Annotated in this window: 25 protein-coding genes; 15 read left to right on the top strand and 10 right to left on the bottom strand. The window is 72.7% G+C overall.

Annotation, left to right across the window (positions count from 1 at the left end; all coding sequences use genetic code 11):
• Positions 1-15: 15 nt before the first annotated feature.
• Entirely contained in the window at positions 16-1,071 is a 1,056-nt protein-coding gene (locus ACZ4SV_RS22575) for a chitinase (RefSeq protein WP_468006144.1), read from the top strand.
• Between the two features lie 64 nt (positions 1,072-1,135).
• Here ACZ4SV_RS22575 and ACZ4SV_RS22580 read toward each other — a convergent pair whose 3' ends face one another.
• Complete coding sequence (locus tag ACZ4SV_RS22580; RefSeq protein ID WP_397942913.1) at positions 1,136-2,518, bottom strand: glycine--tRNA ligase; 1,383 nt, start codon at positions 2,516-2,518, stop codon at positions 1,136-1,138.
• A gap of 160 nt (positions 2,519-2,678) precedes the next feature.
• Between ACZ4SV_RS22580 and ACZ4SV_RS22585 the strand changes: the two genes are divergently transcribed.
• From ACZ4SV_RS22585 to ACZ4SV_RS22600, 4 genes are all read left to right on the top strand, one after another.
• On the top strand, positions 2,679-3,635 hold the full coding sequence (locus ACZ4SV_RS22585) for a metal ABC transporter substrate-binding protein (RefSeq protein ID WP_468006145.1): 957 nt from the start codon (positions 2,679-2,681) through the stop codon (positions 3,633-3,635).
• Between the two features lie 17 nt (positions 3,636-3,652).
• Positions 3,653-4,423 carry a metal ABC transporter ATP-binding protein gene (locus ACZ4SV_RS22590; RefSeq protein ID WP_365882492.1) on the top strand — a complete coding sequence of 257 codons (771 nt, stop codon included), beginning with the start codon at positions 3,653-3,655 and terminating at the stop codon, positions 4,421-4,423.
• Entirely contained in the window at positions 4,423-5,325 is a 903-nt protein-coding gene (locus ACZ4SV_RS22595; RefSeq protein ID WP_397942909.1) for a metal ABC transporter permease, read from the top strand. Before ACZ4SV_RS22590 ends, ACZ4SV_RS22595 begins: the two co-directional genes overlap by 1 nt.
• 62 nt (positions 5,326-5,387) lie before the next feature.
• Complete coding sequence (locus ACZ4SV_RS22600; RefSeq protein ID WP_365879950.1) at positions 5,388-5,798, top strand: Fur family transcriptional regulator; 411 nt, start codon at positions 5,388-5,390, stop codon at positions 5,796-5,798.
• Here the strand turns inward: ACZ4SV_RS22600 and ACZ4SV_RS22605 are convergent.
• The 3 genes from ACZ4SV_RS22605 to recO are packed head-to-tail and all read right to left on the bottom strand — an operon-like array spanning position 5,795 to position 8,784.
• Positions 5,795-7,123, bottom strand: coding sequence for a histidine-type phosphatase (locus ACZ4SV_RS22605; RefSeq protein WP_468006146.1), 1,329 nt, complete (start codon positions 7,121-7,123; stop codon positions 5,795-5,797). The genes ACZ4SV_RS22600 and ACZ4SV_RS22605 overlap by 4 nt on opposite strands.
• 38 nt (positions 7,124-7,161) lie before the next feature.
• Positions 7,162-8,010, bottom strand: coding sequence for an isoprenyl transferase (locus ACZ4SV_RS22610; protein ID WP_365879953.1), 849 nt, complete (start codon positions 8,008-8,010; stop codon positions 7,162-7,164).
• A gap of 27 nt (positions 8,011-8,037) precedes the next feature.
• On the bottom strand, positions 8,038-8,784 hold the full coding sequence (gene recO, locus ACZ4SV_RS22615; protein ID WP_365879955.1) for a DNA repair protein RecO: 747 nt from the start codon (positions 8,782-8,784) through the stop codon (positions 8,038-8,040).
• Positions 8,785-8,979: 195 nt separating this feature from the next.
• Between recO and ACZ4SV_RS22620 the strand changes: the two genes are divergently transcribed.
• Genes ACZ4SV_RS22620 through ACZ4SV_RS22640 form a run of 5 tightly spaced genes read left to right on the top strand, consistent with a single transcriptional unit; the run spans position 8,980 to position 15,482 of the window.
• Positions 8,980-10,602 carry an ABC transporter substrate-binding protein gene (locus ACZ4SV_RS22620; RefSeq protein WP_468006147.1) on the top strand — a complete coding sequence of 541 codons (1,623 nt, stop codon included), beginning with the start codon at positions 8,980-8,982 and terminating at the stop codon, positions 10,600-10,602.
• Positions 10,603-10,606: 4 nt separating this feature from the next.
• Positions 10,607-11,563, top strand: a complete 957-nt coding sequence (locus ACZ4SV_RS22625; protein ID WP_365879959.1) for an ABC transporter permease — start codon at positions 10,607-10,609, stop codon at positions 11,561-11,563.
• Positions 11,563-13,533, top strand: a complete 1,971-nt coding sequence (locus tag ACZ4SV_RS22630; protein ID WP_468006148.1) for a dipeptide/oligopeptide/nickel ABC transporter permease/ATP-binding protein — start codon at positions 11,563-11,565, stop codon at positions 13,531-13,533. Before ACZ4SV_RS22625 ends, ACZ4SV_RS22630 begins: the two co-directional genes overlap by 1 nt.
• Complete coding sequence (locus ACZ4SV_RS22635; RefSeq protein WP_468006149.1) at positions 13,530-14,534, top strand: oligopeptide/dipeptide ABC transporter ATP-binding protein; 1,005 nt, start codon at positions 13,530-13,532, stop codon at positions 14,532-14,534. The genes ACZ4SV_RS22630 and ACZ4SV_RS22635 overlap by 4 nt, the downstream gene beginning before the upstream one ends.
• Positions 14,535-15,482, top strand: coding sequence for a dihydrodipicolinate synthase family protein (locus tag ACZ4SV_RS22640; RefSeq protein WP_468006150.1), 948 nt, complete (start codon positions 14,535-14,537; stop codon positions 15,480-15,482).
• A gap of 155 nt (positions 15,483-15,637) precedes the next feature.
• Here ACZ4SV_RS22640 and ACZ4SV_RS22645 read toward each other — a convergent pair whose 3' ends face one another.
• The 4 genes from ACZ4SV_RS22645 to leuA form a co-directional block, all read right to left on the bottom strand.
• On the bottom strand, positions 15,638-16,558 hold the full coding sequence (locus tag ACZ4SV_RS22645; protein WP_468006151.1) for an RNA polymerase sigma-70 factor: 921 nt from the start codon (positions 16,556-16,558) through the stop codon (positions 15,638-15,640).
• Positions 16,559-16,647: 89 nt separating this feature from the next.
• Complete coding sequence (locus tag ACZ4SV_RS22650; protein WP_468006152.1) at positions 16,648-17,832, bottom strand: sialidase family protein; 1,185 nt, start codon at positions 17,830-17,832, stop codon at positions 16,648-16,650.
• A gap of 50 nt (positions 17,833-17,882) precedes the next feature.
• On the bottom strand, positions 17,883-18,578 hold the full coding sequence (locus tag ACZ4SV_RS22655; RefSeq protein WP_365879971.1) for a TerB family tellurite resistance protein: 696 nt from the start codon (positions 18,576-18,578) through the stop codon (positions 17,883-17,885).
• 185 nt (positions 18,579-18,763) lie between these two features.
• Complete coding sequence (gene leuA / locus ACZ4SV_RS22660; RefSeq protein ID WP_397942893.1) at positions 18,764-20,485, bottom strand: 2-isopropylmalate synthase; 1,722 nt, start codon at positions 20,483-20,485, stop codon at positions 18,764-18,766.
• A gap of 334 nt (positions 20,486-20,819) precedes the next feature.
• Here leuA and ACZ4SV_RS22665 point away from each other — a divergent pair, with 334 nt between their 5' ends.
• Genes ACZ4SV_RS22665 through ACZ4SV_RS22675 form a run of 3 tightly spaced genes read left to right on the top strand, consistent with a single transcriptional unit; the run spans position 20,820 to position 23,552 of the window.
• The gene (locus tag ACZ4SV_RS22665; RefSeq protein ID WP_468006153.1) at positions 20,820-21,890 is read left to right on the top strand and encodes a M4 family metallopeptidase; all 1,071 of its coding nucleotides are present in this window, start codon (positions 20,820-20,822) and stop codon (positions 21,888-21,890) included.
• A 21-nt stretch (positions 21,891-21,911) separates the two neighbouring features.
• A complete protein-coding gene (locus tag ACZ4SV_RS22670; protein WP_468006154.1) occupies positions 21,912-22,178 on the top strand; it encodes a protealysin inhibitor emfourin in 267 nt (88 codons plus the stop codon).
• A gap of 57 nt (positions 22,179-22,235) precedes the next feature.
• Positions 22,236-23,552, top strand: a complete 1,317-nt coding sequence (locus ACZ4SV_RS22675; protein WP_468006155.1) for a GH1 family beta-glucosidase — start codon at positions 22,236-22,238, stop codon at positions 23,550-23,552.
• A gap of 4 nt (positions 23,553-23,556) precedes the next feature.
• Here the strand turns inward: ACZ4SV_RS22675 and era are convergent, their stop codons facing one another.
• Positions 23,557-24,510 (bottom strand): GTPase Era, encoded by a 954-nt coding sequence (gene era, locus ACZ4SV_RS22680; RefSeq protein WP_365877276.1) that lies wholly within the window; start codon positions 24,508-24,510, stop codon positions 23,557-23,559.
• 200 nt (positions 24,511-24,710) lie between these two features.
• Here era and ACZ4SV_RS22685 point away from each other — a divergent pair, with 200 nt between their 5' ends.
• Positions 24,711-26,036, top strand: a complete 1,326-nt coding sequence (locus ACZ4SV_RS22685; RefSeq protein ID WP_468006156.1) for an ammonium transporter — start codon at positions 24,711-24,713, stop codon at positions 26,034-26,036.
• On the top strand, positions 26,033-26,371 hold the full coding sequence (locus ACZ4SV_RS22690; RefSeq protein WP_365877280.1) for a P-II family nitrogen regulator: 339 nt from the start codon (positions 26,033-26,035) through the stop codon (positions 26,369-26,371). The genes ACZ4SV_RS22685 and ACZ4SV_RS22690 overlap by 4 nt, the downstream gene beginning before the upstream one ends.
• A 20-nt stretch (positions 26,372-26,391) precedes the next feature.
• Here the strand turns inward: ACZ4SV_RS22690 and ACZ4SV_RS22695 are convergent, their stop codons facing one another.
• Positions 26,392-26,745, bottom strand: coding sequence for a cytidine deaminase (locus ACZ4SV_RS22695; RefSeq protein WP_397942886.1), 354 nt, complete (start codon positions 26,743-26,745; stop codon positions 26,392-26,394).
• Positions 26,746-26,794: the final 49 nt, after the last annotated feature.

The following is a 26,794-nucleotide window of genomic DNA, read 5'->3' on the forward strand; positions in this document are numbered from 1 at the left end:
CTGCCGGGAGGCCCGATGCTCCGCCGCACCCTGCGCCTGCTCACCGCCGCCCTCACCACCACCGTCCTCGCCCCGCTCGCGATCGCCGCCGCGCCCTCCGCCTCCGCCGCCGCCGACACCTGCGCGGTGAAGTCACGGCCGGCGGGCAAGGTGCTCCAGGGCTACTGGGAGAACTGGGACGGCTCCGCCAACGGCGTCCACCCGCCCTTCGGCTGGACCCCGATCACCGACTCCCGCATCGCCGCCCACGGCTACAACGTGATCAACGCGGCCTTCCCGGTGATCCGCTCCGACGGCACGGCCCTGTGGGAGGACGGGATGGACGCCGGCGTGAAGGTGGCCACGCCCGCCGAGATGTGTCAGGCCAAGGCGTCCGGCCAGACGATCCTGCTGTCCATCGGCGGGGCGGCGGCCGGCATCGACCTGTCCTCCCCGGCCGTCGCCGACCGGTTCGTGGCGACCATCGTGCCGATCCTGAAGAAGTACAACTTCGACGGCATCGACATCGACATCGAGACGGGCCTGGTCGGCAGCGGGAACATCAACCAGTTGTCGGCGTCCCAGACGAACCTGATCCGCATCATCGACGGCATCCTCGCCCAGATGCCGTCCAACTTCGGCCTGACGATGGCGCCCGAGACGGCGTACGTCACCGGCGGCAGCGTCACCTACGGCTCGATCTGGGGCGCCTACCTGCCGATCGTCAAGAAGTACGCGGACAACGGCCGGCTGTGGTGGCTGAACATGCAGTACTACAACGGCAGCATGTACGGCTGCTCCGGCGACTCGTACGCGGCCGGCACCGTGCAGGGCTTCACCGCGCAGACCGACTGCCTGAACAAGGGCCTGGTGGTGCAGGGCACGACGGTGAAGGTGCCCTACGACAAGCAGGTCCCGGGGCTGCCCGCCCAGCCCGGCGCGGGCGGCGGCTATCTGTCCCCGTCGCTGGTCTCCCAGGCGTGGCGCACCTACGGGACGTCCCTCAAGGGCCTGATGACGTGGTCGGTCAACTGGGACGGCTCGAAGAACTGGACGTTCGGCGACAACGTCAAGGCGCTCCAGGGCCGCTGAGCGGGCCCGGACACACGGATGCCGGGCGGGCCGAGACCGGCCCGCCCGGCATCCGGCGGTGTGACTAGGCGCCCAGGAGGCGCTGGGCGAGGTAGCCCTCGACCTGGTCGAGGGAGACCCGCTCCTGCTTCATCGAGTCGCGCTCGCGCACGGTGACGGCGTTGTCCTCCAGGGTGTCGAAGTCGACGGTCACGCAGAACGGCGTGCCGATCTCGTCCTGGCGGCGGTAGCGGCGGCCGATGGCGCCGGCGTCGTCGAAGTCGATGTTCCAGTGCTGGCGCAGCGCCTGGGCGAGACCCTTGGCCTTCGGCGACAGCTCCGGGTTGCGGGACAGCGGGAGCACCGCGACCTTCACCGGGGCCAGCCGGTGGTCGAGCCGCAGGACGGTCCGCTTCTCCATCTTGCCCTTGGCGTTCGGCGCCTCGTCCTCGACGTAGGCGTCGAGCAGGAAGGCCAGCATGGTGCGGCCGACACCCGCCGCCGGCTCGATGACGTACGGCATCCAGCGCTCGCCGGCGTCCTGGTCGTAGTACGACAGGTCCTGGCCGGAGGCCTGGGAGTGCGCGGTCAGGTCGTAGTCGGTGCGGTTGGCGACGCCCTCCAGCTCGCCCCACTCGCTGCCGCCGAACTGGAAGCGGTACTCGATGTCGGCGGTGCGCTTGGAGTAGTGGGAGAGCTTCTCCTTCGGGTGCTCGTACCAGCGCATGTTCTCCTCACGGAGACCCAGGCCGGTGTACCAGTTCCAGCGCTGCTCCATCCAGTATTCCTGCCACTGCTCGTCCTCGCCGGGCTTGACGAAGAACTCCATCTCCATCTGCTCGAACTCGCGGGTGCGGAAGATGAAGTTGCCCGGCGTGATCTCGTTGCGGAACGACTTGCCCATCTGGGCGATGCCGAACGGCGGCTTGCGGCGCGCGGTGGTCTGCACCTGGGCGAAGTTGGTGAAGATGCCCTGGGCGGTCTCCGGGCGCAGGTAGGCGACGGAGCCGGAGTCCTGGGTCGGGCCGAGGTGGGTGGAGAGCAGACCGGAGAACTGCTTGGGCTCGGTGAACTGGCCCTTGTTGCCGCAGTTCGGGCAGTTCACGTCCGCCAGGCCGTTCGCCGGGGCGTGGCCCTTCTTCTCCTCGTACGCCTCCTCCAGGTGGTCGGCGCGGAACCGCTTGTGACACGAGGTGCACTCGGTCAGCGGGTCCGTGAACGTGGCGACGTGGCCGGAGGCGACCCAGACCTCCGGGGCCAGGATCACGGACGAGTCGATCCCGACGACGTCCTCGCGCGACGTCACCATGTAGCGCCACCACTGGCGCTTGATGTTCTCCTTGAGCTCGACACCCAGCGGTCCGTAGTCCCAGGCGGCACGCTGTCCGCCGTAGATCTCACTGCAGGGGTAAACGAAGCCACGGCGCTTGCTCAGGCTGACGATGGTGTCGATCTTGTCGGCGGCCACGGTGCTCTCTTCATTACGACGACGGGCGTTGAAGCGAGATGCTTCCAGCGAATGATTCAGGTTACCGGCGCAGGCTCCCCCACGACCAAATCGGCCCCTGTCCCGACCGTCTGACGAGCGTTGTTGACAACGGTTTCCATCTTTGTTGAAAATGACTGTCATGAACGTACGACGACGCCTCATACCCGCCGCCGCGGTCGCCGCGGTCACCGCCCTCGGGGCCGCCACCCTGTCCGCCTGCTCCACGGACACGGCGGCGGGCAACACCGGCAGGTTCGACGTCGTCGCGTCGTTCTACCCGATGGCCTTCCTCGCCGAGCGGATCGGCGGGGACCACGTCCACGTCACCACCCTCACCTCGCCCGGCCAGGAACCGCACGACCTGGAACTCAGCCCCCGGCAGATCGCCTCCCTGGAGGAGTCCGACGCGGTCCTGTACCTGAAGGGCCTCCAGCCCTCGGTGGACGAGGCGGTGGCCCAGGCCCCGGTGAAGACCCGGATCGACGCGGCCACCCTGACCACCCTGGAGCGCCACGGCGACGAGGTCGGCGGGCACGCGGCCGGGCACGACGGCCACGAGGACGGCGAGAAGGCGGGCCGGGACCCGCACGTCTGGCTCGACCCGGTGCGCTACGCCCAGGTCGCCGAGGGCGTCGCCAAGGTCTTCGAGCGGGCCGACCCCCAGCACGCGGCCGACTACAAGAAGAACACCGCCGCCCTGGTCAAGCAGCTCGACGAGCTGAACACCGAGTTCACGGACGGCCTCGCGCACACCCGGACCAAGGTCTTCATCACCACGCACGCCGCCTTCGGCTACCTCGCCGAGCGCTACGGCCTCACGGAGGAGGCCGTGAACGGTCTCGACCCCGAGTCGGAGCCGAGCGCCGCCCGGGTCCGGGACCTGGAGAGGATCGCCAAGGCCGACGGCGTCTCCACCGTCTTCTACGAGACCCTGGTCAGCGACAAGACCGCGAAGACCCTCGCCGCCGACTCCGGGCTGCGCACGGACGTCCTGGACCCGCTGGAGGGCATCACCGGCACGTCCCGCGGCAAGGACTACTTCGCGGTCCAGCACGCCAATCTGACGGCCCTGCGGCAGGCCCTGGGCGCCAAGTGAGCAGCACGGGAGACGAGATGACCAGCGAACCCGTCATAGCCCTGCGCGCGGTGACCGCCGAACTCGGCGCCCGTCCCGTGCTGCGCGGCATCGACCTCACCGTCGGCCGCGGCGAGGTCGTCGCGCTGCTCGGTGCCAACGGCTCGGGCAAGTCCACGGCGATCCGCACGATCATCGGCCAGGTGCCCGCCACCGGCGGCACGGTCGAACTCTTCGGCACCCCGCGCAAGTCCTTCCGGGACTGGGCGCGCGTGGGCTACGTGCCGCAGCGCACGACGGCCGCGGGCGGCGTCCCGGCGACGGTCACCGAGATCGTCGCCTCGGGCCGCCTCGCCCGCACCCGCTTCGGACCGTTCCGCAGGACCGACCGGGCGGCCGTCCACCGCGCCCTGGAGCAGGTCGGCATGGCCGACCGCGCCAAGGACACGGTGACCGCCCTGTCCGGCGGCCAGCACCAGCGGGTGCTGATCGCCCGCGCGCTGGTCGCCGAGCCCGACCTGCTGATCATGGACGAGCCGATGGCGGGCGTCGACCTGGCCAGCCAGGAGGTGCTGGCCCGGACGCTGGAGCGGCAGGTCGAGGCCGGCACGACGGTCCTCCTCGTGCTGCACGAGCTGGGCCCGCTGGAGCCGCTGATCGACCGGGCGGTGGTGCTGCGCGACGGCTGCGTCCTGCACGACGGCCCGCCGCCGCGCGCGGTCGGCCAGCACGCCCTGCCCGGCCACGACCACGTACACCCGCACGCGCCGGAGGGCGCCGCGCCGATCCGCACGGGACTGCTGAGCTGATGGACTTCCTGAACTACGCCTTCATGCAGCGGGCGCTGCTGGCCGCCGTGCTGGTCGGCATCACCGCGCCCGCGGTGGGCATCTACCTGGTCCAGCGCCGCCAGGCCCTGATGGGCGACGGCATCGGGCACGTCGCCATGACCGGTGTCGGCCTCGGTTTCCTGCTGTCCACGTCCCCGGTGTGGATGGCGACGGCCGTCTCGGTCCTCGGCGCGGTGCTGATGGAGCTGATCCGCTGGTACGGCCGGACCCGCGGCGACATCGCCCTCGCCATGCTGTTCTACGGCGGCATGGCCGGCGGCGTGATGCTGATCAACCTGGCGCCGGGAGGCTCCAACGCCAACCTGACGTCGTACCTGTTCGGCTCCCTCTCCACCGTCTCCCCGTCCGACGTGACGGCGATCGTGGTCCTGGCCGCGTTCGTGCTGCTGGTCACGCTGGGCCTGCGCCGGCAGTTGTTCGCGGTCAGCCAGGACGAGGAGTTCGCGCGGGTCACCGGTCTGCCGGTGCGCGCCCTGAACCTGCTGACCGCGGTCACCGCGGCGGTCACGGTGACGGTCGCCATGCGGGTGGTCGGGCTGCTGCTGGTCTCCGCGCTGATGGTGGTGCCGGTGGCCGCCGCGCAGCAGCTCAGCCGCAGCTTCGCCGTGACGTTCGCGCTCGCGGTGGCGATCGGGGTGGCGGTGACCGTCGGCGGCACGGTCACGTCGTACTACCAGGACGTGCCGCCCGGTGCCACGATCGTCCTGCTGACCATCGCCGCGTTCATCGCGCTGACCGCGCTGGCCACACCGCTGGCCCGGCGGCGCGCCCGCGCGGCGGCGGCGGCACAGCCCGCCGGAGACCCGGCGGAGTGCACCCTTCCGGCCGCGCGGGGCGCCGCGGACGAGGTCGGCGCCTGACCGCTGTCCGCCCGGGCTGGCACAATGGCCCGGGCAGGAGCGAGGCAGCTAAGGAGACAACGGTGACGACCGCCGGACCGCCCGTGAAGGGCCGCGCGACCCGCCAGCGTGCAGCCGTGGCAGCGGCCCTGGACGAGGTCGACGAGTTCCGCAGCGCGCAGGAACTGCACGACATGCTCAAGCACAAGGGCGACTCCGTCGGTCTGACCACGGTCTACCGCACCCTGCAGTCCCTCGCCGAGGCCGGCGAGGTCGACGTCCTGCGCACCTCCGACGGCGAGTCGGTCTACCGCCGCTGCTCGACCGGCGAACACCACCACCACCTGGTCTGCCGCGCCTGCGGCAAGGCGGTGGAGGTGGAGGGCCCGGCGGTGGAGAAGTGGGCGGAGGCCATCGCCGCGGAACACGGTTTCGTCAACGTGGCCCACACCGTGGAGATCTTCGGCACCTGCGCGGACTGCGCGGCGGGCTAGCGCCGGCCGAAGCAGCGTTCCAGTTCGTCCAGGTCGTAGAAGGCGCTGCCCTTGGCGACCGGACGGCAGCCCTCCTTGAAGGCCGTCTCCTTCTCGTTGTAGAGCATGCGGACCAGATAGCGGTCGCCCTTGGCGAAGACGTCCCACTGGATGTTGGCGCCCAGCGGGGAGACCGAGGCACCGCGCCAGGAGTTGCCGGCGTAGGTGTACGGCTCGTCCGGCGCCGCCGGCTCGGTGCTGCCCGGCAGCCCCATCAGCGCGGCCAGCGGGATGATCTCCTCGGCGTGGCTGAAGCGCAGCTCGGCGCCGAGGTCGCTGGTGCCGGCCCGCTTGGCCTCCGCCTGCCGGAAGAAGTCGTCCAGCAGGACGTCCGCCATCTTGTACGTGATGTCGCTGCCGGCGAAGCCGGGGCCCTTCTCGTAGAAGTCCTCGGCGTCGGACAGGTAGCCGAACCAGGCCGCGTCCGCCGGGGACAGGAAGCGCTCCATGCCCCAGCCCCGGCCGTCCGGGCTCTCCTCGCTCATCGCGGGCGCGATGGCGTACAGGTTGTAGACGGCGCGGGCCGCGCCCACCGGGTCGGCGATCCGCGCGACGAACGGCTCCTGGAACAGCTTGCGCAGGACGCTGTGGGCGGCCTTGCGGGTCTGCGGCCGGCCGGTGATGCCGTCCAGGGTGTCCTTGAGGCGCTGGTCGTGCTCGATGTAGTCCCGGTAGGCGGCGCCGCCGGCCGCCTTGTGGAAGTACAGCAGGTCCTTGTCGGTGCGGGCCGGCCCGATCAGCGGCTTCAGCTCCGGGTCGGCGGCGGCGAGGGCGGCGGTGAACTCGGTGCCGCTGTCCACGGCCCGGCCCTGCCCGGAGCTGACCACGTCGATCCGCTCGCCGTCGGCGGCGATCTGCGTGAACAGCGCCGGCAGCCGCCGCTCCAGGCGCACGGCGGTGTCCGCCAGCTCCTGCCGGCCGCGCCCGCTGAGGTTGCCGTAGCCGACCTTGGCCATGGCGGCCTGGAGGGCGCGCGCCTTCGGGCCGAACTCCCGGCCCAGGCCGGTGAGGCGGTCCTCCGCGCGGGCCTGGTCCCACAGGGCGAGGACGAGGTCGGCGTCGTCGCTGTCGCTGGCCGCGCGGGACCCGTGCCGGGAGACGTTCTCGGTGAAGACGGGAACGAAACCGGCCGGGGCCTGCTGGTAGCCGTGCCGGCCCTGCCGGGGCGCGTACGGCGCCTTCGTGCCGTAGCTCTCGCGGTGCGCCGGGCCGTCCTGCGTGGCGTGGGCGGGCAGCGCGGTGAGGAGGAGGGTGCCGAGGGCGAGCACGGGGAGGAGACGTCTCATGAGCCGCATCCTCGGCACCCCGGGTGAACGGCCGGTGACTACGAGGTGGAATCGCCGCGCATGGCGGCTTCCATGGCGAGGAGTTCCTCGTTCGGCACGGCCCCGCCGAAGCGCCGGTCGCGGGAGGCGAACTCGACGCAGGCCCGCCACAGGTCACGGCGGTCGAAGTCGGGCCACAGCACGTCCTGGAAGACCATCTCGGCGTAGGCGCTCTGCCAGAGCAGGTAGTTGGAGGTGCGCTGCTCGCCGCTCGGGCGCAGGAACAGGTCGACGTCCGGCATGTCCGGGTAGTACAGGTACTTCTGGACGGTCTTCTCGTCGACCTTCGACGGGTCGAGCCGGCCCGCCCGCACGTCCTCGGCGAGCCGCTGCGCCGCGTCGGCGATCTCCGCGCGCCCGCCGTAGTTCATGCAGAAGTACAGGGTGAGCAGGTCGTTGCCCTCGGTCTGCTCCTGGGCGACCTGGAGTTCCCGGGCGACCGACTTCCACAGCCGGGGCATGCGGCCCACCCAGCGCACCCGGATGCCGAGCTCGTCGAGCTGGTCCCGGCTCTTGCGGATGAAGTCGCGGTTGAAGTTCATCAGGAAGCGGACCTCCTCGGGCGACCGCTTCCAGTTCTCGGTGGAGAAGGCGTACAGCGAGATGTTGCGGACGCCGACCTCGATGGAGCCCTGGAGCACGTCCAGCACCCGCTCGGCGCCGACCTTGTGCCCCTCGGTGCGCGGCAGGCCGCGTTCCTTCGCCCACCGTCCGTTGCCGTCCATGACGATCGCGACGTGGTTCGGCACCAGCTCGCCCGGCAGCTTGGGGGCACGGGCACCGGACGGGTGCGGCTCCGGCGCCTTGTACTCGCGCCGCCGGCGCCCCAGGATCCCGCGTACGACCATCTGCTTCTCGTCTCCTCGACCGTGCGACTACTTCTCTACGTACCGCAGGGAGCGCAGCCCGCGCTCCAGGTGCCAGTGCAGGTAGGCGGACACCAGCCCGCTGCCCTCGCGGACGTGGCGCGCCTCGCACGCGTCCGCCGTCTCCCAGTCTCCCGTAAGCAGCGCCCCGAGCAGCACCAGGGTCTGCGGGGAGGGCACGACACTGCCGGGCACCCGGCAGTCGGCGCACACGGAGCCGCCGGAGGCGACCGAGAAGAACCGGTTCGGGCCGGGCATCCCGCACCTCGCGCAGTCGCCGAAGGTGGGCGCGTAGCCGTTCACGGCGAGGGAGCGCAGCAGGAAGGCGTCGAGGACGAGGTGCGGCGCGTGCTCGCCCCGGGCGAGGGTGCGCAGCGCGCCGACCAGCAGCAGGTACTGCTGCACGGCCGGCTCGCCCTCGTGGTCGGTGAACCGCTCGGCGGTCTCCAGCATGGCCGTCCCGGCGGTGTAGCGGGCGTAGTCCGTGACGATCCCGCCGCCGTAGGGAGCGATGGTCTCGCTCTGCGTGCACAGCGGCAGCCCGCGCCCGACCAGCTCGCTGCCGCGCGCGAAGAACTGCACGTCCACGTGGGAGAACGGCTCCAGCCGGGCCCCGAACTTCGACTTGGTGCGGCGCACGCCCCGCGCCACCGCCCGCACCCGCCCGTGCCCGCGGGTGAGCAGGGTGATGATCCGGTCCGCCTCGCCCAGCTTCTGGGTGCGCAGCACGATGCCGTCGTCGCGGAACAGACTCATGGGGCCATTGTCCCGTACCCGCGCGGCCCCGGGCGCCGGATCCGGCCTCCGGCGGTGTGACCTGGGACGGCTGATCCATTCGTGTGCGCCGTCTTGACCGCCTCCACGGCCGCTCCTATGGTCGCGCTACCGGCCGGACGTAGGACGTAGGACGTCGTATCCCACCCCTCCCCACACCGGCCCGCTGGAGGACCCGTGCGCGACGACGTGATCCCCGACGTACCGGCACCGCGCCGCCGGTCGTTCCTGGCGGGTGCCGGGGCGCTGGGCGCGGGCGCGCTGCTGGCCGGCTGTTCCGCCGGACCGGAGTCGACCAACGACACCGGCGGCGGGGGCGGCGGCGCGGACCGGACACTGACCGCCGTCATCGGGTACGGCAACGACGGGAGCTGGGACCCGACACAGACCGCGTCGGCGTTCGCGATGGCCGCCAACCACCACATCTACGAGGGGCTGCTGGACACCGACCCGATCACCCGGGTGCCGTATCCCGCGCTCGCCACCGAGGTGCCGGCGGATCCGCACGCCACCACCTGGCGGTTCACGCTCCGCCCCGGCGCCGTCTTCCACGACGGCAGGCCCGTCACCGCCGACGACGTGGTGTTCGTCTTCGACCGCATCCTGGACCCGAAGACGCAGACCCTCGCCCAGGGCTTCTTCGCCTCCTGGCTGGAATCCGTCCGCGCGGCCGGCCCCCGGACCGTCGAACTGCGGCTGAGGTTCCCGTTCCCGGACGGGCTCTCCCGGCTCACCCTGGCCAAGATCATGCCCGCGCACGTCTACTCCCGGCCGGGCGCCTGGGACGACGCGGTCCGGGGGCTGGCCGTGGGCTCGGGGCCGTACCGGCAGAGCGCGCACCACCCGAAGTCGAACACCGTCTTCGAGGCGTTCGCCGCCTACAACGGGCCCCGCAGGCCCGCCTTCAAGCGCATGAACTGGCTGACGATCGTGGACGCCGCGTCCCGCGTCGCGCGGATCTCCGGGACCGGCGCCGGGGCGCAGATCGCCGACAACATCCCCTACGCCAACATCCCGCGCCTGGAGCAGGGCGGGATGAAGGTGGCCGGCGGGGCCGGGATGAACAACCTCTTCCTGATGTTCGACACCCGGCACAAGCCCTTCGACGACGTCCGGGTGCGGCAGGCCCTGCACTACGCCATCGACAGCGAGAAGATGGTGCGGGTCGCGCTGAAGGGCCACGGCAGGCCCGCGTCCTCGTTCCTCGACACGCACAACCCCGGCTACCGGCGGGCCCGGACCGTCTACGGCCACGACCCGGCGAAGGCCAGGGCGCTGCTGCGGGCCGCCGGGGTGAGCGGCCTGAGCGTGACCCTCATGGCCGTGAACGTGAGCTGGGTCGTGGACTGCCTGCCGACCGTCAAGTCCTCCTGGGACGCGATCGGCGTACGGACCACCCTGGCGCCGCAGGAGACCACGGCCGTCTTCACCAAGCTGGACCAGCGGCAGGACTACCAGGTGGTGGCCGCCGCCTCCAACCCCAACCAGTTCGGCCTCGACGCCGACCTGATCATGCGCTACAACCACGGCCCCGGGAACCTGTGGATGCGCTATACGCGGTGGGCCGACGACCCGGCCGCGCGGCGGCTCTTCACGGCCATGGACCGGGCCACCCGGGAGCCGGACCCGGCGCGGAAGAAGGCGATGGTCCAGGACTACATCGACCTCGTCGCCGAACAGGCCGTGCTCTACCCGGTCGTCCACAACGAGCTGATGACCGCCTGGAACCCGCGCGAGCTGACCGGCATAAGGGCCCAGCCCTACCCGGGCGTCAACCTCCTCCAGGCCACGTGGGCCTGACGGCATGACGGCCGTCGTACGGATCCTGCTGCGCCGGATCGCCCTGCTCGTGCCGCTGCTCCTCGGCATCGTGCTCTTCGTGTTCCTGGTGATGCGGTTCTCCCGCGTCGACCCGGCGTCCGCGTTCTTCCAGGGCGCCAACCCGACCCCCGGGCAGCTCCACGACTTCCGCGCGCGCAACGGGCTGCTGGACCCGCTGCCCGTGCGCTACGTCCACTTCGTCGGCGACCTGCTCCACGGCGACCTCGGCACCAGCGCCCTGACCCGTGCCCCGGTGGCCGGACAGGTCACCACGGCGCTGCCACTCACCCTCCAGCTGACCTTCCTCGGCCTCGCCCTCGCGGTGGTGCTGGCGCTGGCCGGCGGGGTGACGGCGGCGGTGTACCGGGACCGGCTGCCGGACCAGGTCATCCGGGTGGTGTCGCTGGTCGGGGTGGCCGCGCCCGGGTTCTGGCTGGCGCTGCTGATGATCCAGTACCTGGCCGTGGACCGGGGCTGGTTCCCGACCGGCGGCTACGTCAACCCGGCCGACTCGGTCACCGGCTGGCTGCGCACCATGGCCCTGCCCGCCGCCGCCCTGTCCCTGCCGGTCGCCGCCCAGCTCACCCGGATCGTGCGGACCTCGGTGGTGGAGGAACTGGACAAGGACTACGTCCGCACGGCCATCGGGAGCGGGCTGCCGCCCCGGGTCGTCGTCGGCCGGAACGTGCTGCGCAACGCCCTGGTCAACCCGCTGACCGTGCTCGGGCTGCGGGTCGGCTATCTGCTCGGCGGCGCCGTCGTCATCGAGACGATCTTCGCGCTGCCCGGCATGGGCAAGCTGATGATCGACGCCGTGCAGAACGGCGACCCGGCGGTGGTCCAGGGTGTCGTGCTGACCACCGCGACCGGGTTCGTCGTCGTCAACCTCGTCATCGACATCCTGTATCTGCTGGTCAACCCACGACTGAGGGCGGGCTGATGGTCACACGCGCGCGCCTCGCCGAACGGCTGTCGCGGCCCCGGGTCCGGCCCCGCGGCCGGCTGCCGCTGCCGTCCAGGGCCGCCGTCTGCTTCCTGGCCGTGGTCGTCCTGGTCGCCGTCCTCGCCCCGGTGCTGGCCCCGGACGACCCGCTGGACCAGCAGGACCCGGCCGGCGGGACCGGGGCGCCGTCCGCCGCGCACTGGATGGGCCAGGACAGCCTCGGCCGGGACATCCTGAGCCGGCTGCTGTACGGCGCCCGCTGGTCGCTCGCCATCGGGCTGGGCGCGACCGCGCTGGCGCTCGTCGCCGGGGCCCTGCTCGGGGCCGTCGCCGCGACCTCCCGCAAGGCCGTCGACGAGACGCTGATGCGCTGCCTGGACGTGGTGATGGCGTTCCCGGGCATCGCGCTCGCGGCCGTGCTGGTCGCCGTGTTCGGCGGCGGCATCAGCGTGCTGATCTGCGCGATCGCCTTCCTGTTCACGCCCCCGGTGGCCCGGGTGGTGCGGGCGAACGTGCTGGAGCAGTACGGCGAGGACTACGTCACCGCGGAGCGCGTGATCGGCGCCCGCACCCCGCACATCGTGCTGCGGCACGTGGCCGTCAACTGCGCCGCGCCCGTCCTGGTGTTCTGCACGGTCCAGGTCGCCGAGGCGATCGTCTTCGAGGCGTCGCTGTCCTTCATCGGCGCGGGCGTGCGGCCGCCGGACCCGTCCTGGGGCAGCGTCATCGCCGACGGCCGGAACATGGTGCTGACCGGCGGCTGGTGGGCGACCGTCTTCCCCGGACTGCTGATCCTGTGCACCGTGCTGGCGCTGAACATCCTCTCCGAGGGCGTGTCGGACGCGTGGGCCGCGCCCGCGCCGCGGGAGGTGCCGGCGGCGCGGGAGGCACCGGGGACGCCAGAGCCCGGCACCGGCGGGGTACTGCGGCTGCCCGGCCTCGCCGAGGCCGCCCGGCGGCTGCGCGCCCGGGCCCGGCCGCAGCCCGACCGGAGCGGGCAGCCGGTGCTCGCCGTGGAGGACCTCGCCATCGGCTTCCCGGACCGGCACCGGGGCGTGGACATCGTGGCCGGCGTCGGTTTCGAGGTGTACCCGGGGGAAGTGCTCGGCCTGGTCGGCGAGTCGGGCTGCGGCAAGTCGCTGACCGCGCTCACGGTCATGGGCCTGGCCCCGAGGGGCGCCCGGATCAGCGGGCGGGTGCGGTTCCGGCAGCGGGACCTGCTCACCGAGCCGGCCCGGGTCCGGCGGCGGCTGCTCGGCCACGAGATGGCGATGGTCTACCAGGACGCCCTGTCCTCGCTGAACCCCGCCATGACCATCCGCGCCCAGCTGCGGCAGCTCGTCCGGCGCGGCGGCCGCCGCAGCCCCGGGGAGCTGCTGTCGCTGGTCGGCCTCGAACCGGAGCGCACCCTGCGCAGCTATCCGCACGAGCTGTCCGGCGGGCAGCGCCAGCGGGTCCTCATCGCGATGGCCCTCTCCCGCGAGCCGAGGCTGATCATCGCCGACGAGCCGACCACCGCCCTGGACGTCACCGTGCAGGCCCAGATCATGGAGCTGCTGCTCGGGCTGCGCGCCGAACTGGGCTTCGCGCTGGTCCTCGTCTCGCACGACCTGGCGCTGGTCGCCGACGTCACCGACCGGGTGGCGGTGATGTACGGCGGGCGGATCGTGGAGAGCGGGGTGACCGCCGACCTGGTGGCCGCGCCGGCCCACCACTACACGCGCGGGCTGCTGGGCAGCGTGCTCTCGCTGGAGTCGGCGGCGGAGCGGCTGACGCAGATCCAGGGCGTCGTACCGGCCCCGGCCGGTTTCCCGGCGGGCTGCCGGTTCGCCGACCGCTGCCCGCTGGCCACCGAGGTGTGCCACCGGACCGTGCCGGTGCTCACGGGCACGCCCGCGCACACGGCCGCCTGCCACCACCCGGCGGTGGAGCCGACGTCCGCCGAGAGCGAGGAGGCCCTGCAGTGACCGCTGTCGTGGAGGTGCGGGACGCGCACGTCGTCCACCGGGCGCGCGGCGGCGGCCTGTTCCGGCGGGACCGGGTGTACGCCCTGACCGGCGCCGGCCTCACGGTGGCGGCCGGCGAGACGGTCGGCGTGGTCGGCGAGTCGGGGTGCGGGAAGTCGACGCTGGCCAAGGTGCTGGTGGGCGTGGAGCGGCCGGTGTCCGGGACGGTGGCGTTCGGCGGCCGGGACCTGTGGACGATGCCGGCCGCCGAACGCCGGGCCGTGGTGGGCGCGGGCACCGGCATGATCTTCCAGGACCCGTCGACCGCGCTGAACCGCCGGCTGACGGTCCGCCGCATCCTGCGCGACCCGCTGGACGTCCACCGCCGCGGCACCCGGGCCGGGCGGGAGGAGCGGGTACGGGAGCTGATGGCCCTGGTGGGTCTGGACCGGGCGCTCGCCGACGCGCTGCCCGGACAGCTCTCCGGCGGACAGCGGCAGCGGGTCGCCATCGCCCGCGCGCTCGCCCTGGACCCGGCCCTGGTCGTCGCCGACGAGCCGACCAGCGCCCTGGACGTCTCGGTCCGCGCGCAGATCCTCAACCTGCTGCTGGACCTGCAGGAACGCCTGGGGCTGGCCCTGGTGTTCGTCTCGCACGACATCCAGACGGTACGGCGGATGAGCGACCGGGTGATCACCATGTACCTGGGCCGGATCGTGGAGGAGGCCCCGGCCGGCCGGGTCACCGACGCCGCCCGGCACCCGTACACCCGCGCCCTGTTCTCGGCCACGCCCGGACTGCTGGACCCGATCGAGCCGATCCCGCTGACCGGTCCGGTGCCCTCGGCGACCCGCCCGCCGAGCGGCTGCCCGTTCCGCACCCGCTGCTGGAAGGCCGACGAGGTGTGCGCCCGGGTGATGCCGGACTTCTCGGCCGCGTCGCACCCCGGACACCGCTACCGGTGTCACCATCCTGTGGAGGAGGACACGCCGACCCGAGACCTAGCGCGCCAGGAGCCCTGAATGACCTCTGCCACCCCGCTCACCGGTGTCGTCCCGCCCGTCTGCACGCCCCTGACACCGGAAGGCGAGGTGGACGTGGTCTCGCTGCTGCGGCTGGCCGGCTTCCTGGTGGAGGCCGGGGTACACGGGCTGTTCCTGCTCGGCTCGACCTCGGAGGCGGCCTTCCTGACGGACGCCCAGCGCCGGCAGGTGGTGGCGGCCGTCACCGCGCACGTGGGCGGTCAGCTACCCGTCCTGGCGGGCGCCATCGACATGACCACCCCGCGCGTCCTGGAGCACGTCTCGGCGGTCACGGCGGCGGGCGCGGAGGCCGTCGTCGTCACCGCGCCCTTCTACGCCCGCACCCACCCGGCGGAGATCGAACGCCACTACCGCCGGATCGCCGCCGCCAGCCCGGTCCCGGTGCTCGCCTACGACATCCCGGTCGCGGTGCACACCAAGCTGCCGGCGGACCTGGTGCTGGGGCTCGCCGGGGACGGCGTGCTGGCCGGGGTGAAGGACTCCAGCGGCGACCTGGCGGCCTTCCGGGAGATCGTCACGGGCGCCCGCGCCCGGCCCGGGTTCAGCGTGCTGACCGGCGGCGAGCTGATCACCGACGCGGCGCTGGCGCTGGGCGCGGACGGGGCGGTGCCGGGCCTGGCCAACGTCGACCCGCACGGATACGTGCGCCTGTACCGGCAGTGCCGGGCGGGCGACTGGGCGGGCGCGCGGGCCGAACAGGAGCGGCTGTGCGCCCTGTTCGGGATGACCGGCGCGGGCGATCCGGTGCGGATGGGCGGCAGCTCGGCGGCGCTGGGCGCGTTCAAGGCGGCGCTGCACCTGCGCGGTGTCATCGACTGCCCGGTGACCGCCGAGCCGCAGGTCCCGCTGTCCGGCGAGGAGGTCGAGCGGGTGGGCAGGTTCCTGGAGGCGGCCGGACTGCTCGCTCTCGACGGGTCCCGGCGCTGACGGTCACGGCCGAGCCTCCGGCGGTGCCGGTCTCGCGGGCTCGTCCGGCCGGGGACCGCCGAGAGCCTCCGGCCCTGACGGCGATCGTGTCCGCCGGGAGCCGCCTCTCGACGGCTTCGGGCTTGGGGCTTCGGGCTTTCGGGCGAGGAGGGCCGTCACCGCCGGGCGCGGTCGGCCCGCAGCGCGTGGTGGACCGCCCAGGCGTCCGCCACCGGGCCGAGGTGGCCCAGCTTGTCGGGGTTGACCACGAGCCGGATCGTCTGGACGCGCCCGTCGAGCACGTCGAGGGCCAGGGCGTTCAGTACCCTGCCCTCGCGGTCCCGGAAGACCGCGCCCGGCCCGGCGTTGACCTCGCACGGCTCGCACACCACCCCGGCCCGGGCCAGCGCCGGGAAGACGGAGCCGAGCAGCCGGGCCACGTTCCCGGCGCCCTGGACGGCGCGGGCCAGCCGGGGCGCCTTGCCGCCGCCGTCGCCGGTCATCGACACGTCGGCGGCCAGCAGGTCCCGCAGCCCGCCGACATCGCCCTCGCGCAGGGCGTCGAAGAACCGGGACGCCAGCCGCTCCCGCTCGGTGCGGTCCGCCGCGAAACGGGGCCGGTCCTCGGCCATGTGGCGCCGCGCCCGCACCACGAGCTGACGGCAGGCCGCTTCCGAACGGTCCACCGCCGAGGCGATCTCCGGGAAGCCGAAGTCGAACACCTCCCGCAGCACGAACACCGCCCGCTCCAGCGGGCTGAGCCGTTCGAGCAGCAGCAGGGCCGCCATCGACACCGAGTCGGCCAGCTCCGCCGACCGTTCCGGGTCCTCGTAGGGGTCGGCGAGCAGCGGCTCGGGGAACCAGGGCCCGGCGTACGCCTCCCGGCGGACCCGGGCCGAGCGCAGGACGTCGATGGAGAGCCGGGTCACCGTGGCCGACAGGAACGCCCTGGCCGACCTGGGCCGGACCGGCGAGGCGGAGAACCGCAGCCAGGTCTCCTGGACGGCGTCCTCGGCCTCGGCGACGCTGCCGAGGATCCGGTAGGCGATCGAGAACAGCAGGGGCCGCAGCTCCTCGAATTCCCCGGTCCTGTCCACCGGGACATCATCCCCCCTCCCGCACGCCTGCTCGGCGCGGGCCCGGGCATCCGCGTGACCGGACGGGACGGCCGCCGCTCCGGTGCTGCTCAGGTGGCCGGGAGGCGGCGGAACTCCAGGGACTCGTACGGGCCGTGGACACCGGTCTCGTAGAGCACGCCCACCCGGCCGCGGGCGAGCTGGACGAGGTCGGAGTAGGCGGCCGGGCGGTCGGTGAGGGTGCGGACCCGGGTGAAGGTGCGGCCGGCGTCCGTGCTGGCCCACAGGGCGAGGGCACGGCGGGCGGACGGCACGGAGGGCCCGGAGAACAGCAGGGGCGCGTCCCGGCCGCGCGGTTGCAGGACGCTGCCCTGGACCACGGGGACGGCGTCCAGGGCGGGCTGGGCGGCGAAGGGCCGGTCCAGGGTGCGGCCGCCGTCACCGGAGTAGGTGTCGAGCCGGTTGCCGGGCGCGGTGCCGTTCTGGTCGCGGGCGGAGAGGTAGAGGCGGCCGTCGGGGAGCTGGGCGGCGCTGGTCTCGTTGGCGTTGGTCACCCCGTCGTACCCATCGTCCACGAAGCCCAGGTGCCAGGTGAGGCCGAGGTCGTCGCTGTAGAGGGCGTGCGCGCCGTAGTACCTGGCCTCCTGCCCGGTGTCGGGCGAGCCGGCGGGCGGGGCCGCGGAGTGGTCGGCGGGGATCAGCAGCCGGCCCCGGTGCGGGCCCCGGGTGAGCGCGACGGCGTGGCCGGGGCCGGTGGCGTACCAGCGCCAGCCCGGCCGGGTCACCCGGGCCGTGATGTCCCGGGGGGCGCTGAAGTGCCGGCCGTCGTCCCAGCTGTGCTGCACGTACACCCGGCGGCCCCGCCCCGGCGCCACCTCGCCGCGCATGATCTGCGCCTCCGTCACGTCTCCGGCGTTGCCGCAGGTCACCAGGGTCACGGCACCGGTGCGCGGGTCGGCCACGGGTGCCGGGTTGCCGCGGGTGTCGCCGCGTCCGGCGCTGACCACGGTGAGCGGGCCCCAGGTGCAGCCGCCGTCGGTGGAGCGGCGCAGGACGACGTCGATGGCGCCGCTGTCCCCGGCCCCGCCGCGCCGGCCCTCGGCGAAGGCCAGGACGGTACCGCGGGCGGTTCTCACCACGGCCGGGATGCGGTAGACGGCGTAGCCGCCCTGTCCGGAGACGTACGGCACCGAGGAACCGCAGTCGGCGGGCGCCGCGTGCGCGGGCTGCCGGACGGCGGTGAGGGAGCCGAGGAGTGCCAGGCTGATCAGGAGGGAGCGGCTGCGCGGGGTCACGCCCTGATGCTCCCCACCCGGAGGGGGCCGCTCTTACTCCGTCCGGGTGATCAGGACGGCGTCCGGGCCGCGGCCAGCAGCCGCGTGACGTCGTCGGCGCAGAGGGTGAGGGCCGCGCCTACGGTGGCGAGGGCATCGCGTTCGGCGGGCGTGTAGGGGCCGTCGGCGAGGGCGATGCGGGCGCCCTGGAGCAGCAGGGACTCGCGGCCGGCCCGGGCCAGGTGCGGGGCGAGCGGGTCCAGGGCCTCGTGCAGCTCTATGGTCAGCCCGGCACCGCAGGGCTGCTCGAAGTACCGGCCGGTGTCGGCGGCGAGGGCCTCGACCAGCGCGGCGAGCTGCTCCTCGGTGCAGTCGGCGAAGCCGGCCGCGCGGACCGTGCCGGCGGCCGTCTCCAGCACCGTACGGGAGCCGGTGCCGCCCGCGGCGAGCACGGCGAGGGCGACGGTGTGCACGGCGTCGCGGAGCATCGCGGAGAAGCGGCGGGTGGTGGGGTGGTCCAGGACGTCGGTGGCGAAGTGCTGGCCGCAGGCGGCGCACTCCACGACCGGTCCGGTGGCGCCGCGCGGCAGCAGGGGCACGCCGAGCAGGGTGAGCCGGCGGCGGCCGGTGAGCCGCTGGTAGTTGCGGTCGCCGCCGCAGCCGGGGCAGAAGAACTCGCCGTCGCCGACGGGTGTCCACGCGGTGCGGGTGCCCAGGAAGCGCGCAGCCCTGGTGGCACGGTCGTCTCGTCCCCGTACTGGCAGCACGTCGCACCTCCGTAACCGCGCGGCAGCATCGCCGCGCTGGCGTGATGTTAGCCACATCACCGAGCCGGAGTCAGCACCCCGGAGGAGACCTTTCCGTGACCTGAGGGGCGCGATGGCCGGTATACGACGCCGCCCTGACCGCCGTATGCGGCGGTCAGGGCGGCGAAAGCGCTGGTCGGGCGGGGTCAGCGGGCGGCGCGGTTGACGGCGGAGACGACCGCCTTCAGCGACGCACGCGTCGTGTTCGCGTCGATGCCGATCCCCCACAGGACCTTGCCGTCGATCGCGCATTCGATGTAGGAGGCGGCCTGCGCGGAGGCGCCCTCGCTCATCGTGTGCTCCTGGTAGTCCAGCAGGCGTACGTCGATGCCCAGGCCCTGGAGGGCGTCGAAGAAGGCCGAGATCGGACCGTTGCCGGAACCGGTCAGGACGGTGTCCTCGCCGTCGACGGTGGCCTCCACGGTCAGGGTGTCGACGCCGTCGGTGTCCGTGGTGGACTGGCCGGTCTTGACCTGGACGCGGCCCCAGGGGTTGGCCGGGTTCGGCAGGTACTCGTCCTGGAAGACCGCCCAGATCTCCTTCGGCGTGATCTCGCCGCCCTCGGCGTCGGTCTTCGCCTGGATGATCCGGGAGAACTCGATCTGCATCCGGCGCGGCAGGTCCAGCTTGTGGTCGTTCTTCAGGACGTACGACACACCGCCCTTGCCGGACTGGGAGTTGACGCGGATGACGGCCTCGTAGGAGCGGCCGACGTCCTTGGGGTCGATCGGCAGGTACGGCACCGCCCACTCGATGTCGTCGACCGTGACGCCCCTGGCCTCGGCGTCGGCCTCCATGGCGTCGAAGCCCTTCTTGATGGCGTCCTGGTGGGAGCCGGAGAAGGACGTGTAGACCAGGTCGCCCACGTACGGGTGGCGCGGGTGGACCTCCATCTGGTTGCAGTACTCCCACGTGCGACGGATCTCGTCGATGTCGGAGAAGTCGATCTGCGGGTCGACGCCCTGCGAGAACAGGTTCATGCCCAGGGTGACCAGGTCGACGTTGCCGGTGCGCTCGCCCTGGCCGAACAGGCAGCCCTCGACGCGGTCGGCGCCGGCCATCAGCGCCAGCTCGGCCGCCGCCACGGCCGTACCGCGGTCGTTGTGCGGGTGGACGGACAGGCAGACGTGTTCGCGGCGGGAGAGGTTGCGGTGCATCCACTCGAAGCGGTCCGCGTGCGTGGACGGCGTGGAACGCTCCACGGTGGCGGGCAGGTTGAGGATGATCTCGCGGCCCGGACCGGGCTGCCAGACGTCCATGACCGCCTCGCAGACCTCCAGGGCGAAGTCCAGCTCGGTGTCGGTGAAGATCTCCGGGCTGTACTGGTAGCCGAACTCGGTCTCGGGGCCCAGCAGTTTCTCGGCGTACTCCACCACCAGGCGGGTGCCGTCGACGGCGATCTGCCGGATGTCGTCGCGGGAGCCGCGGAAGACGACCCGGCGGAAGACCGGCGCGGTGGCGTTGTACAGGTGGACGGTGGCGCGCCGGGCGCCCTTCAGCGACTCCACCGTGCGCTCGATCAGGTCCTCGCGGGCCTGGGTCAGCACGGAGATCGTGACGTCGTCCGGGATCGCGCCCTCTTCCTCGATGATCGAGCGCACGAAGTCGAAGTCGGTCTGGCCGGAGGCGGGGAAGCCGACCTCGATCTCCTTGTAGCCCATCTTCACGAGCTGGTCGAACATCCGGCGCTTGCGCTCGGGCGACATCGGGTCGATCAGCGACTGGTTGCCGTCGCGCAGATCGGTGGAGAGCCAGCGGGGCGCGGCGGTGATCCGCCGGTCCGGCCAGGTGCGGTCCGGGATGTCGACCTGCTCGTAGCGGCCGTACTTGTGGATCGGCATGGGGCTGGGCTGCTGGCGGTTGGCCATGATGGCGTGGGCTCCTCTGGATGTCTCCGAGTGGGCGGCCGACGACGCAACGCCAAGCTCCGCGGGGAGGGAGTCGGCCTCGACTACAGGCCCTCGCCGCGGCAGCTAAGAAGAAGCAGCCAGAAACGCATGATGCTCCGCAGCCTAGCCGAGCCGTTCCGGGTGCGCGGGCCTGTCCCAGTATGCGGGACCGTGTGACACATCGGGACAAAAAGTGCGCGAGCCCACATCTCCCTAGCACATCGTGACCCAGCGTTGCGACCCCTGTCCGGGTATTTCACCAATCATGGTGGCAGGTAGTGACACTCACATCACGCAGTGCAATGGTTCCTATATGACCGCCAACGGGGGCTTCCAGCCCGTCTTCTGCACGATCGTGCCGCCCCACGTCCTCGACAGACTCGCCCGCAACGACGACCCCGCGCTCTCCCACCCGGCCCGCCGCTCCCTGGAGCACGACTCCTACCAGCGCACCAAGCGCCGGCTGACCACGGTGATCGGCGCGGCCCCCGCCGCGGCGCCCGCCGGCGCCCCCGCCGACAAGCCGCACCGCACGATCTACGACGCCGGGCACACCGAGGACCTGCCCGGCACCAAGGTCCGCGAGGAGGGCTCCGAGCCCGGCTCCGACGCCACCGTCAACCGCGCCTACGCGGGCCTCGGCGCCACCTTCGAGCTGTATCTGAAGGTGTACGGCCGGCACTCCATCGACGACCACGGGCTGCCGCTGGACGCCACCGTGCACTTCGGCGAGAACTATGACAACGCCTTCTGGAACGGCGAGCAGATGGTCTTCGGCGACGGGGACAACGAGATCTTCCTCGACTTCACCATCCCGGTCGACGTCATCGGCCACGAGCTGACCCACGGCGTCACCCAGCACACCGCGAACCTGGAGTACTACGGCCAGTCCGGCGCGCTGAACGAGTCGGTGTCCGACGTCTTCGGCTCGCTGATCAAGCAGTACACCCTCGGCCAGACCGCCGCCGAGGCCGACTGGCTGATCGGCGCCGGCCTGCTGGCCCCGCGCGTCACCGGCGTGGCCCTGCGCTCGATGAAGGCCCCGGGCACGGCGTACGACGACGACGTCCTCGGCAAGGACCCGCAGCCGGCGAAGATGGAGGACTACGTCCACACCGGCCGCGACAACGGCGGCGTGCACATCAACTCCGGCATCCCGAACCACGCGTTCTACCTGGCCGCCACGGCCCTCGGCGGCCACTCCTGGGAGAAGGCCGGGCAGATCTGGTACGACGTGCTCACCGGCGGCGCCCTCAAGGAGGACGCCTCGTTCACCGACTTCGCCACGCTGACGGTGAAGGCGGCGCGCGAGCGGTACGGCGCCGGGGGCGAACTCCAGGCCGTGCAGAAGGCGTGGGAAGAGGTGGGGGTGCGGACGCTGTGAATCCGTACTAGACACGGACCCATGCGAATTCGAGTACGGCGCACGGGCGGTTTCGCGGGCATCGAGCGCCGGGCCGAGGTGGACACCTCGGACCGGCCCGACGCCCCGCAGTGGCAGGCACTCGCCGAACGCGTCCTCGCCACCGGCCGGGGCACCCCGCCGGCGGGCGTCCCGGACGGCTTCGGCTACGAGATCACGGTGGACGGCCGCACGGTGTACGCGGCCGATCCCCGGCTCACCGACGACGAGCGGGAGCTGGTGTCGAGAGTGCTGAAGGAAGGTGCGTAACGACCGCTCTGGGCAAGGGCGTTGACTTCCCTTGCCCGGGGTGCGGATGATCCGGCCATGGCGACTGACGCGGGCACCGCGCTGCCCCGGTTCCCGGCCGGCTTCCTGTGGGGTGTGTCGACCTCGGCGCACCAGATCGAGGGGGCGGCCGGGGAGCGGGAGCCGTCCGTCTGGGACGTGTTCACGGCGCGGCCGGGACGGGTGAGGGACGGCTCGACGGCGGCGGTGGCCTGCGACCACTACCACCGCTACGCCGAGGACGTGGCCCTCCTCGCCGGCCTCGGCGTGGACGCGTACCGCTTCTCCGTCTCCTGGCCCCGGGTGAACTCGCCCGGCGGGCTGGACTTCTACGACCGCCTGGTGGACGCGTTGTGCGCGGCGGGCGTACGGCCCGTGCCCACGCTCTTCCACTGGGACCTGCCGGCCTCACTGGACTGGCTGGACCGGGACACGGCGGCCCGGTTCGCCGACCACGTGACGGTCGTCGCCGAACGGCTCGGCGACCGGGTGGGCACCTGGATCACCCTGAACGAACCCGCCGAACACACGTTGCTGGGCCACGCGGTCGGCGTGCACGCGCCCGGCCGCCGGCTGCTCTTCGACGCGCTGCCGGCCGCCCACCACCAGCTTCTCGCGCACGGCCTCGCGGTCCGGGCGCTGCGCGCGGCCGGCGCCGCGGACATCGGCATCGCCAACTCCCACGGGCCGGTCCGGGCCGCGTCCGGGGACCCGGCCGACGTGGCGGCGGCGGACCTGTACGACACCCTGCTCAACCGGCTGTTCGCCGAGCCGGTCCTGCTCGGCGCCTACCCGGACGGCCTGGCCGAACTGATGCCCCCGGGCGCGGCCGGGGACCTGCGGACCATCGCCGAGCCCGTCGACTGGTACGGCGTCAACTACTACGCGCCGTCCCGGGTGGGCGCTCCCGGCCCGGCCGGCGGCGAGTACGGCGGCCTGGCGCTTCCGGAGGGGCTCCCCTTCTCCCTGCGCGGGTTCGAGGACCGCCCGGTGACCGACTCCGGCTGGCCGGTGGTCCCCGAGGGGCTGACCGACCTGCTCACCGGCTTCCGCGACCGCTACGGCGACCGGCTGCCGCCCGTCGTCATCACCGAGAACGGCTGCGCGTACGAGGGCGTCGACGACCAGGAGCGGATCGCCTACCTGGACGCCCACCTCCGCGCCCTGCACACCGCCCTGACGGCGGGCGTGGACGTCCGCGGCTACTTCGTGTGGTCCCTGCTGGACAACTTCGAATGGGCCGAGGGCTACACCCGCCGCTTCGGCCTGGTGCACGTCGACTACGCGACGCTGCGCCGCACGCCGAAGTCCTCGTACCACTGGTTCCGGGACGTGCTGCGGGCCCAGCGGGCGTAGGGCGTCAGAACCCCAGCTTGCGGAGCTGCTTGGGGTCGCGCTGCCAGTCCTTGGCCACCTTCACGTGCAGGTCGAGGAAGACGGGCGTGCCCAGCAGGGCCTCGATCTGCTTGCGGGACTTGATGCCGACCTCCTTCAGGCGCTTGCCCTTGGGGCCGATGATGATGCCCTTCTGGCTGGGGCGCTCGATGTAGACGTTGGCGTGGATGTCCAGCAGCGGCCGGTCGGCGGGGCGGTCCTCGCGGGGCAGCATCTCCTCCACGACCACCGCGATGGAGTGCGGCAGTTCGTCCCGGACGCCCTCCAGCGCGGCCTCGCGGATCAGCTCGGCCACCATGACCTGCTCGGGCTCGTCGGTCAGGTCGCCCTCGGGATAGAGGGCGGGGCCCTCGGGCAGGAGGGGGATCAGCAGGTCGGCGAGGAGGTCGACCTGCCGGTCGCCGACCGCCGAGACAGGCACGATCTCCGCCCACTCGAAGCCCAGCTCCTTGCCGAGCTGGTCGACGGCGATCAGCTGCTCGGCCAGCGCCTTGCCGTCCACCAGGTCGGTCTTGGTGACGATCGCGACCTTCGGCGTCTTCTTGATGCCGGCCAGTTCCTTGGCGATGAACCGGTCGCCCGGGCCCAGCTTCTGGTCGGCGGGCAGGCAGAACCCGATCACGTCGACCTCGGCCCAGGTGGTGCGGACCACGTCGTTGAGCCGCTCGCCGAGCAGCGTGCGCGGCTTGTGCAGACCCGGGGTGTCGACCAGGATCAGCTGCGCGTCCGGCCGGTGCACGATGCCCCGGACGGTGTGCCGGGTGGTCTGCGGGCGGTTGGAGGTGATCGCCACCTTCTGCCCGACCAGAGCGTTCGTGAGGGTGGACTTGCCCGCGTTGGGGCGGCCCACGAAGCAGGCGAAGCCGGCGCGGTGGACGGTCTCGGCCGGCTGCTCGGAAGTCTGGGTACGAACGCTCATGCCGCCCATTCTCCCTGATCCACGGAGCCGCGCCGTACCACCGCGGCCGTACCGCCGCCGTACCGCCGCCGCCGGACGGCCCCGGCGACGGGCTCGCGGGAACCAGCGCGCGACGAAACGTCACGGAAACACACCCGTACGCGACCGGAAACGCACACCGGTGACCCTCTGACGCAGCCCCCACAGCGTTGGAGACGCCCGTGACCCTCGCCGCCGCACCGGTGAACCCCGGCGACACCGCCTGGCTGCTCGCCGCGACCGCCCTCGTCCTGCTGATGACCCCGGGCCTGGCCCTGTTCTACGGCGGCATGGTCCGCACGAAGAGCGTCCTCAACATGCTGATGATGAGCTTCGTGTCGATCGCCCTGGTGACGGTGGTCTGGCTGGCGGCCGGCTACTCCCTCGCCTTCGGCGACGACCTCGGCGGCGGGCTGCTCGGCAGCCCGGCGCACGCCGGGATGCGCGGCCTCGGCCCGGACAGCGTCCACGGCACGGTCCCCACCCTGCTCTTCGCGACCTTCCAGCTCACCTTCGCGATCATCACGGCCGCGCTGATCAGCGGCGCGGTCGCGGACCGGACGAGGTTCCCGGTGTGGCTGGTCTTCGTCCCGGTGTGGACCCTGCTCGTATACGTTCCCGTCACCCACTGGGTGTGGGGGCCGGGCGGCTGGATCGCGGACCGGCTGGGCGCGTTGGACTTCGCCGGCGGTCTGCCCGTCGAGATCACCTCCGGTGCCTCCGGGCTCGCCCTGTGCCTGGTCCTCGGGCCCCGGCTGGGGTTCCGGCGCGATTCCATGCGGCCGCACAACCTGCCGATGGTCGTCCTCGGCGCCGGGCTGCTGTGGTTCGGCTGGTTCGGCTTCAACGCCGGCTCCGCGCTCGGCGCGAACGGCCTCGCCGCCGCCGCGTTCCTCAACACGCTGACCGCCGGCTGCACCGGCCTGCTCGGCTGGCTCTTCGTGGAGCAGCGGCGCGACGGCCACCCGACCACGCTGGGCGCCGCCTCGGGCGCGGTGGCCGGTCTGGTCGCCGTCACCCCGTCCTGCGGCACGGTCTCACTGCTGGGCGCCCTCGTCGTGGGCCTGGCCGCCGGTGTCGTGTGCAGTTACGCGGTGGGCTGGAAGTTCAAGCTGGGCTACGACGACTCGCTGGACGTCGTCGGCGTGCACCTGGTCGGCGGGATCATCGGCACCCTGCTGATCGGCCTGTTCGCCGAGAAGGCGATGACCGGCGGCACGGAGGGCCTGTTCTACGGCGGCGGGCTCGCCCCGCTCGGCAGGCAGCTGCTCGCCGTGGCGGCCGTGGCGGTGTACGCCTTCTCGGTGACGTACGGCCTGGGCCGGCTGCTGGACAAGGCGCTGGGCTTCCGGGCGAGCGAGGAGCAGGAGTACACCGGTCTGGACCTTACGGTGCACGCGGAGACGGCATACGATCACGGCGTCCTGGGCCACGGCGCCCCGGTCGGCCCGTCCGTCCTCGCCTCCGCCCCGCAGGCTCCCACCCGGAAGGTCGACACCTCGGCATGAAGCTCATCACCGCGATCGTCAAGCCGTACCGTCTGGACGAGGTCAAGACCGCCCTGCAGGAGCTGGGCGTGCACGGCCTGACCGTGTCCGAGGCGAGCGGCTACGGCCGGCAGCGCGGCCACACCGAGGTGTACCGGGGGGCGGAGTACCGGGTCGACCTGGTGCCGAAGGTGCGCATCGAGGTCGTGGTGGAGGACGCCGTGGCGGAGGACGTGATCGACGCCGTGGTCCGGGCCGCGCAGACGGGCAAGATCGGGGACGGCAAGGTGTGGGCCGTGCCGGTGGAGACGGTGGTCCGGGTGCGCACCGGAGAGCGCGGGCCCGACGCCCTCTGAGCCCGCGCCCGGTGCCGGTGTCAGCCGGCGGAGACGGTGCGCCGCACGGTGCCGTCGGGCGCGGCGAGCAGGACCGGCGTCCCGGAGCCGCCGAGGTCGGCGACGGCGGCCAGGTCGTCCGCCGCGGCCGTGTCCGCCTCGCTCACCACGGCCGCCGCCTCCAGGGACCGCGCTCCCGAGGCCACGGCCATCGCGACGGCCGTGCGCAGCGCGCTCAGCTTCAGCGACGCGAGGTCCACCGACCCGGCGACGTACGTGCGCCCGGTGTCGTCCCGTACGGCCGCGCCCTCCGGCACGCCGTTGCGGGCCCGGGCGGAGCGGGCCAGGGTGACGATCTTGCGGTCCTCGGGGTCGAGCGCGCTGCTGTCGGTCATGCCCCGAGCATACGAACCCGTCCGGCGCCCGCGAAGCCCCGGTGCCCCG

It is taken from the genome of Streptomyces sp. NPDC027672 (assembly GCF_055566335.1).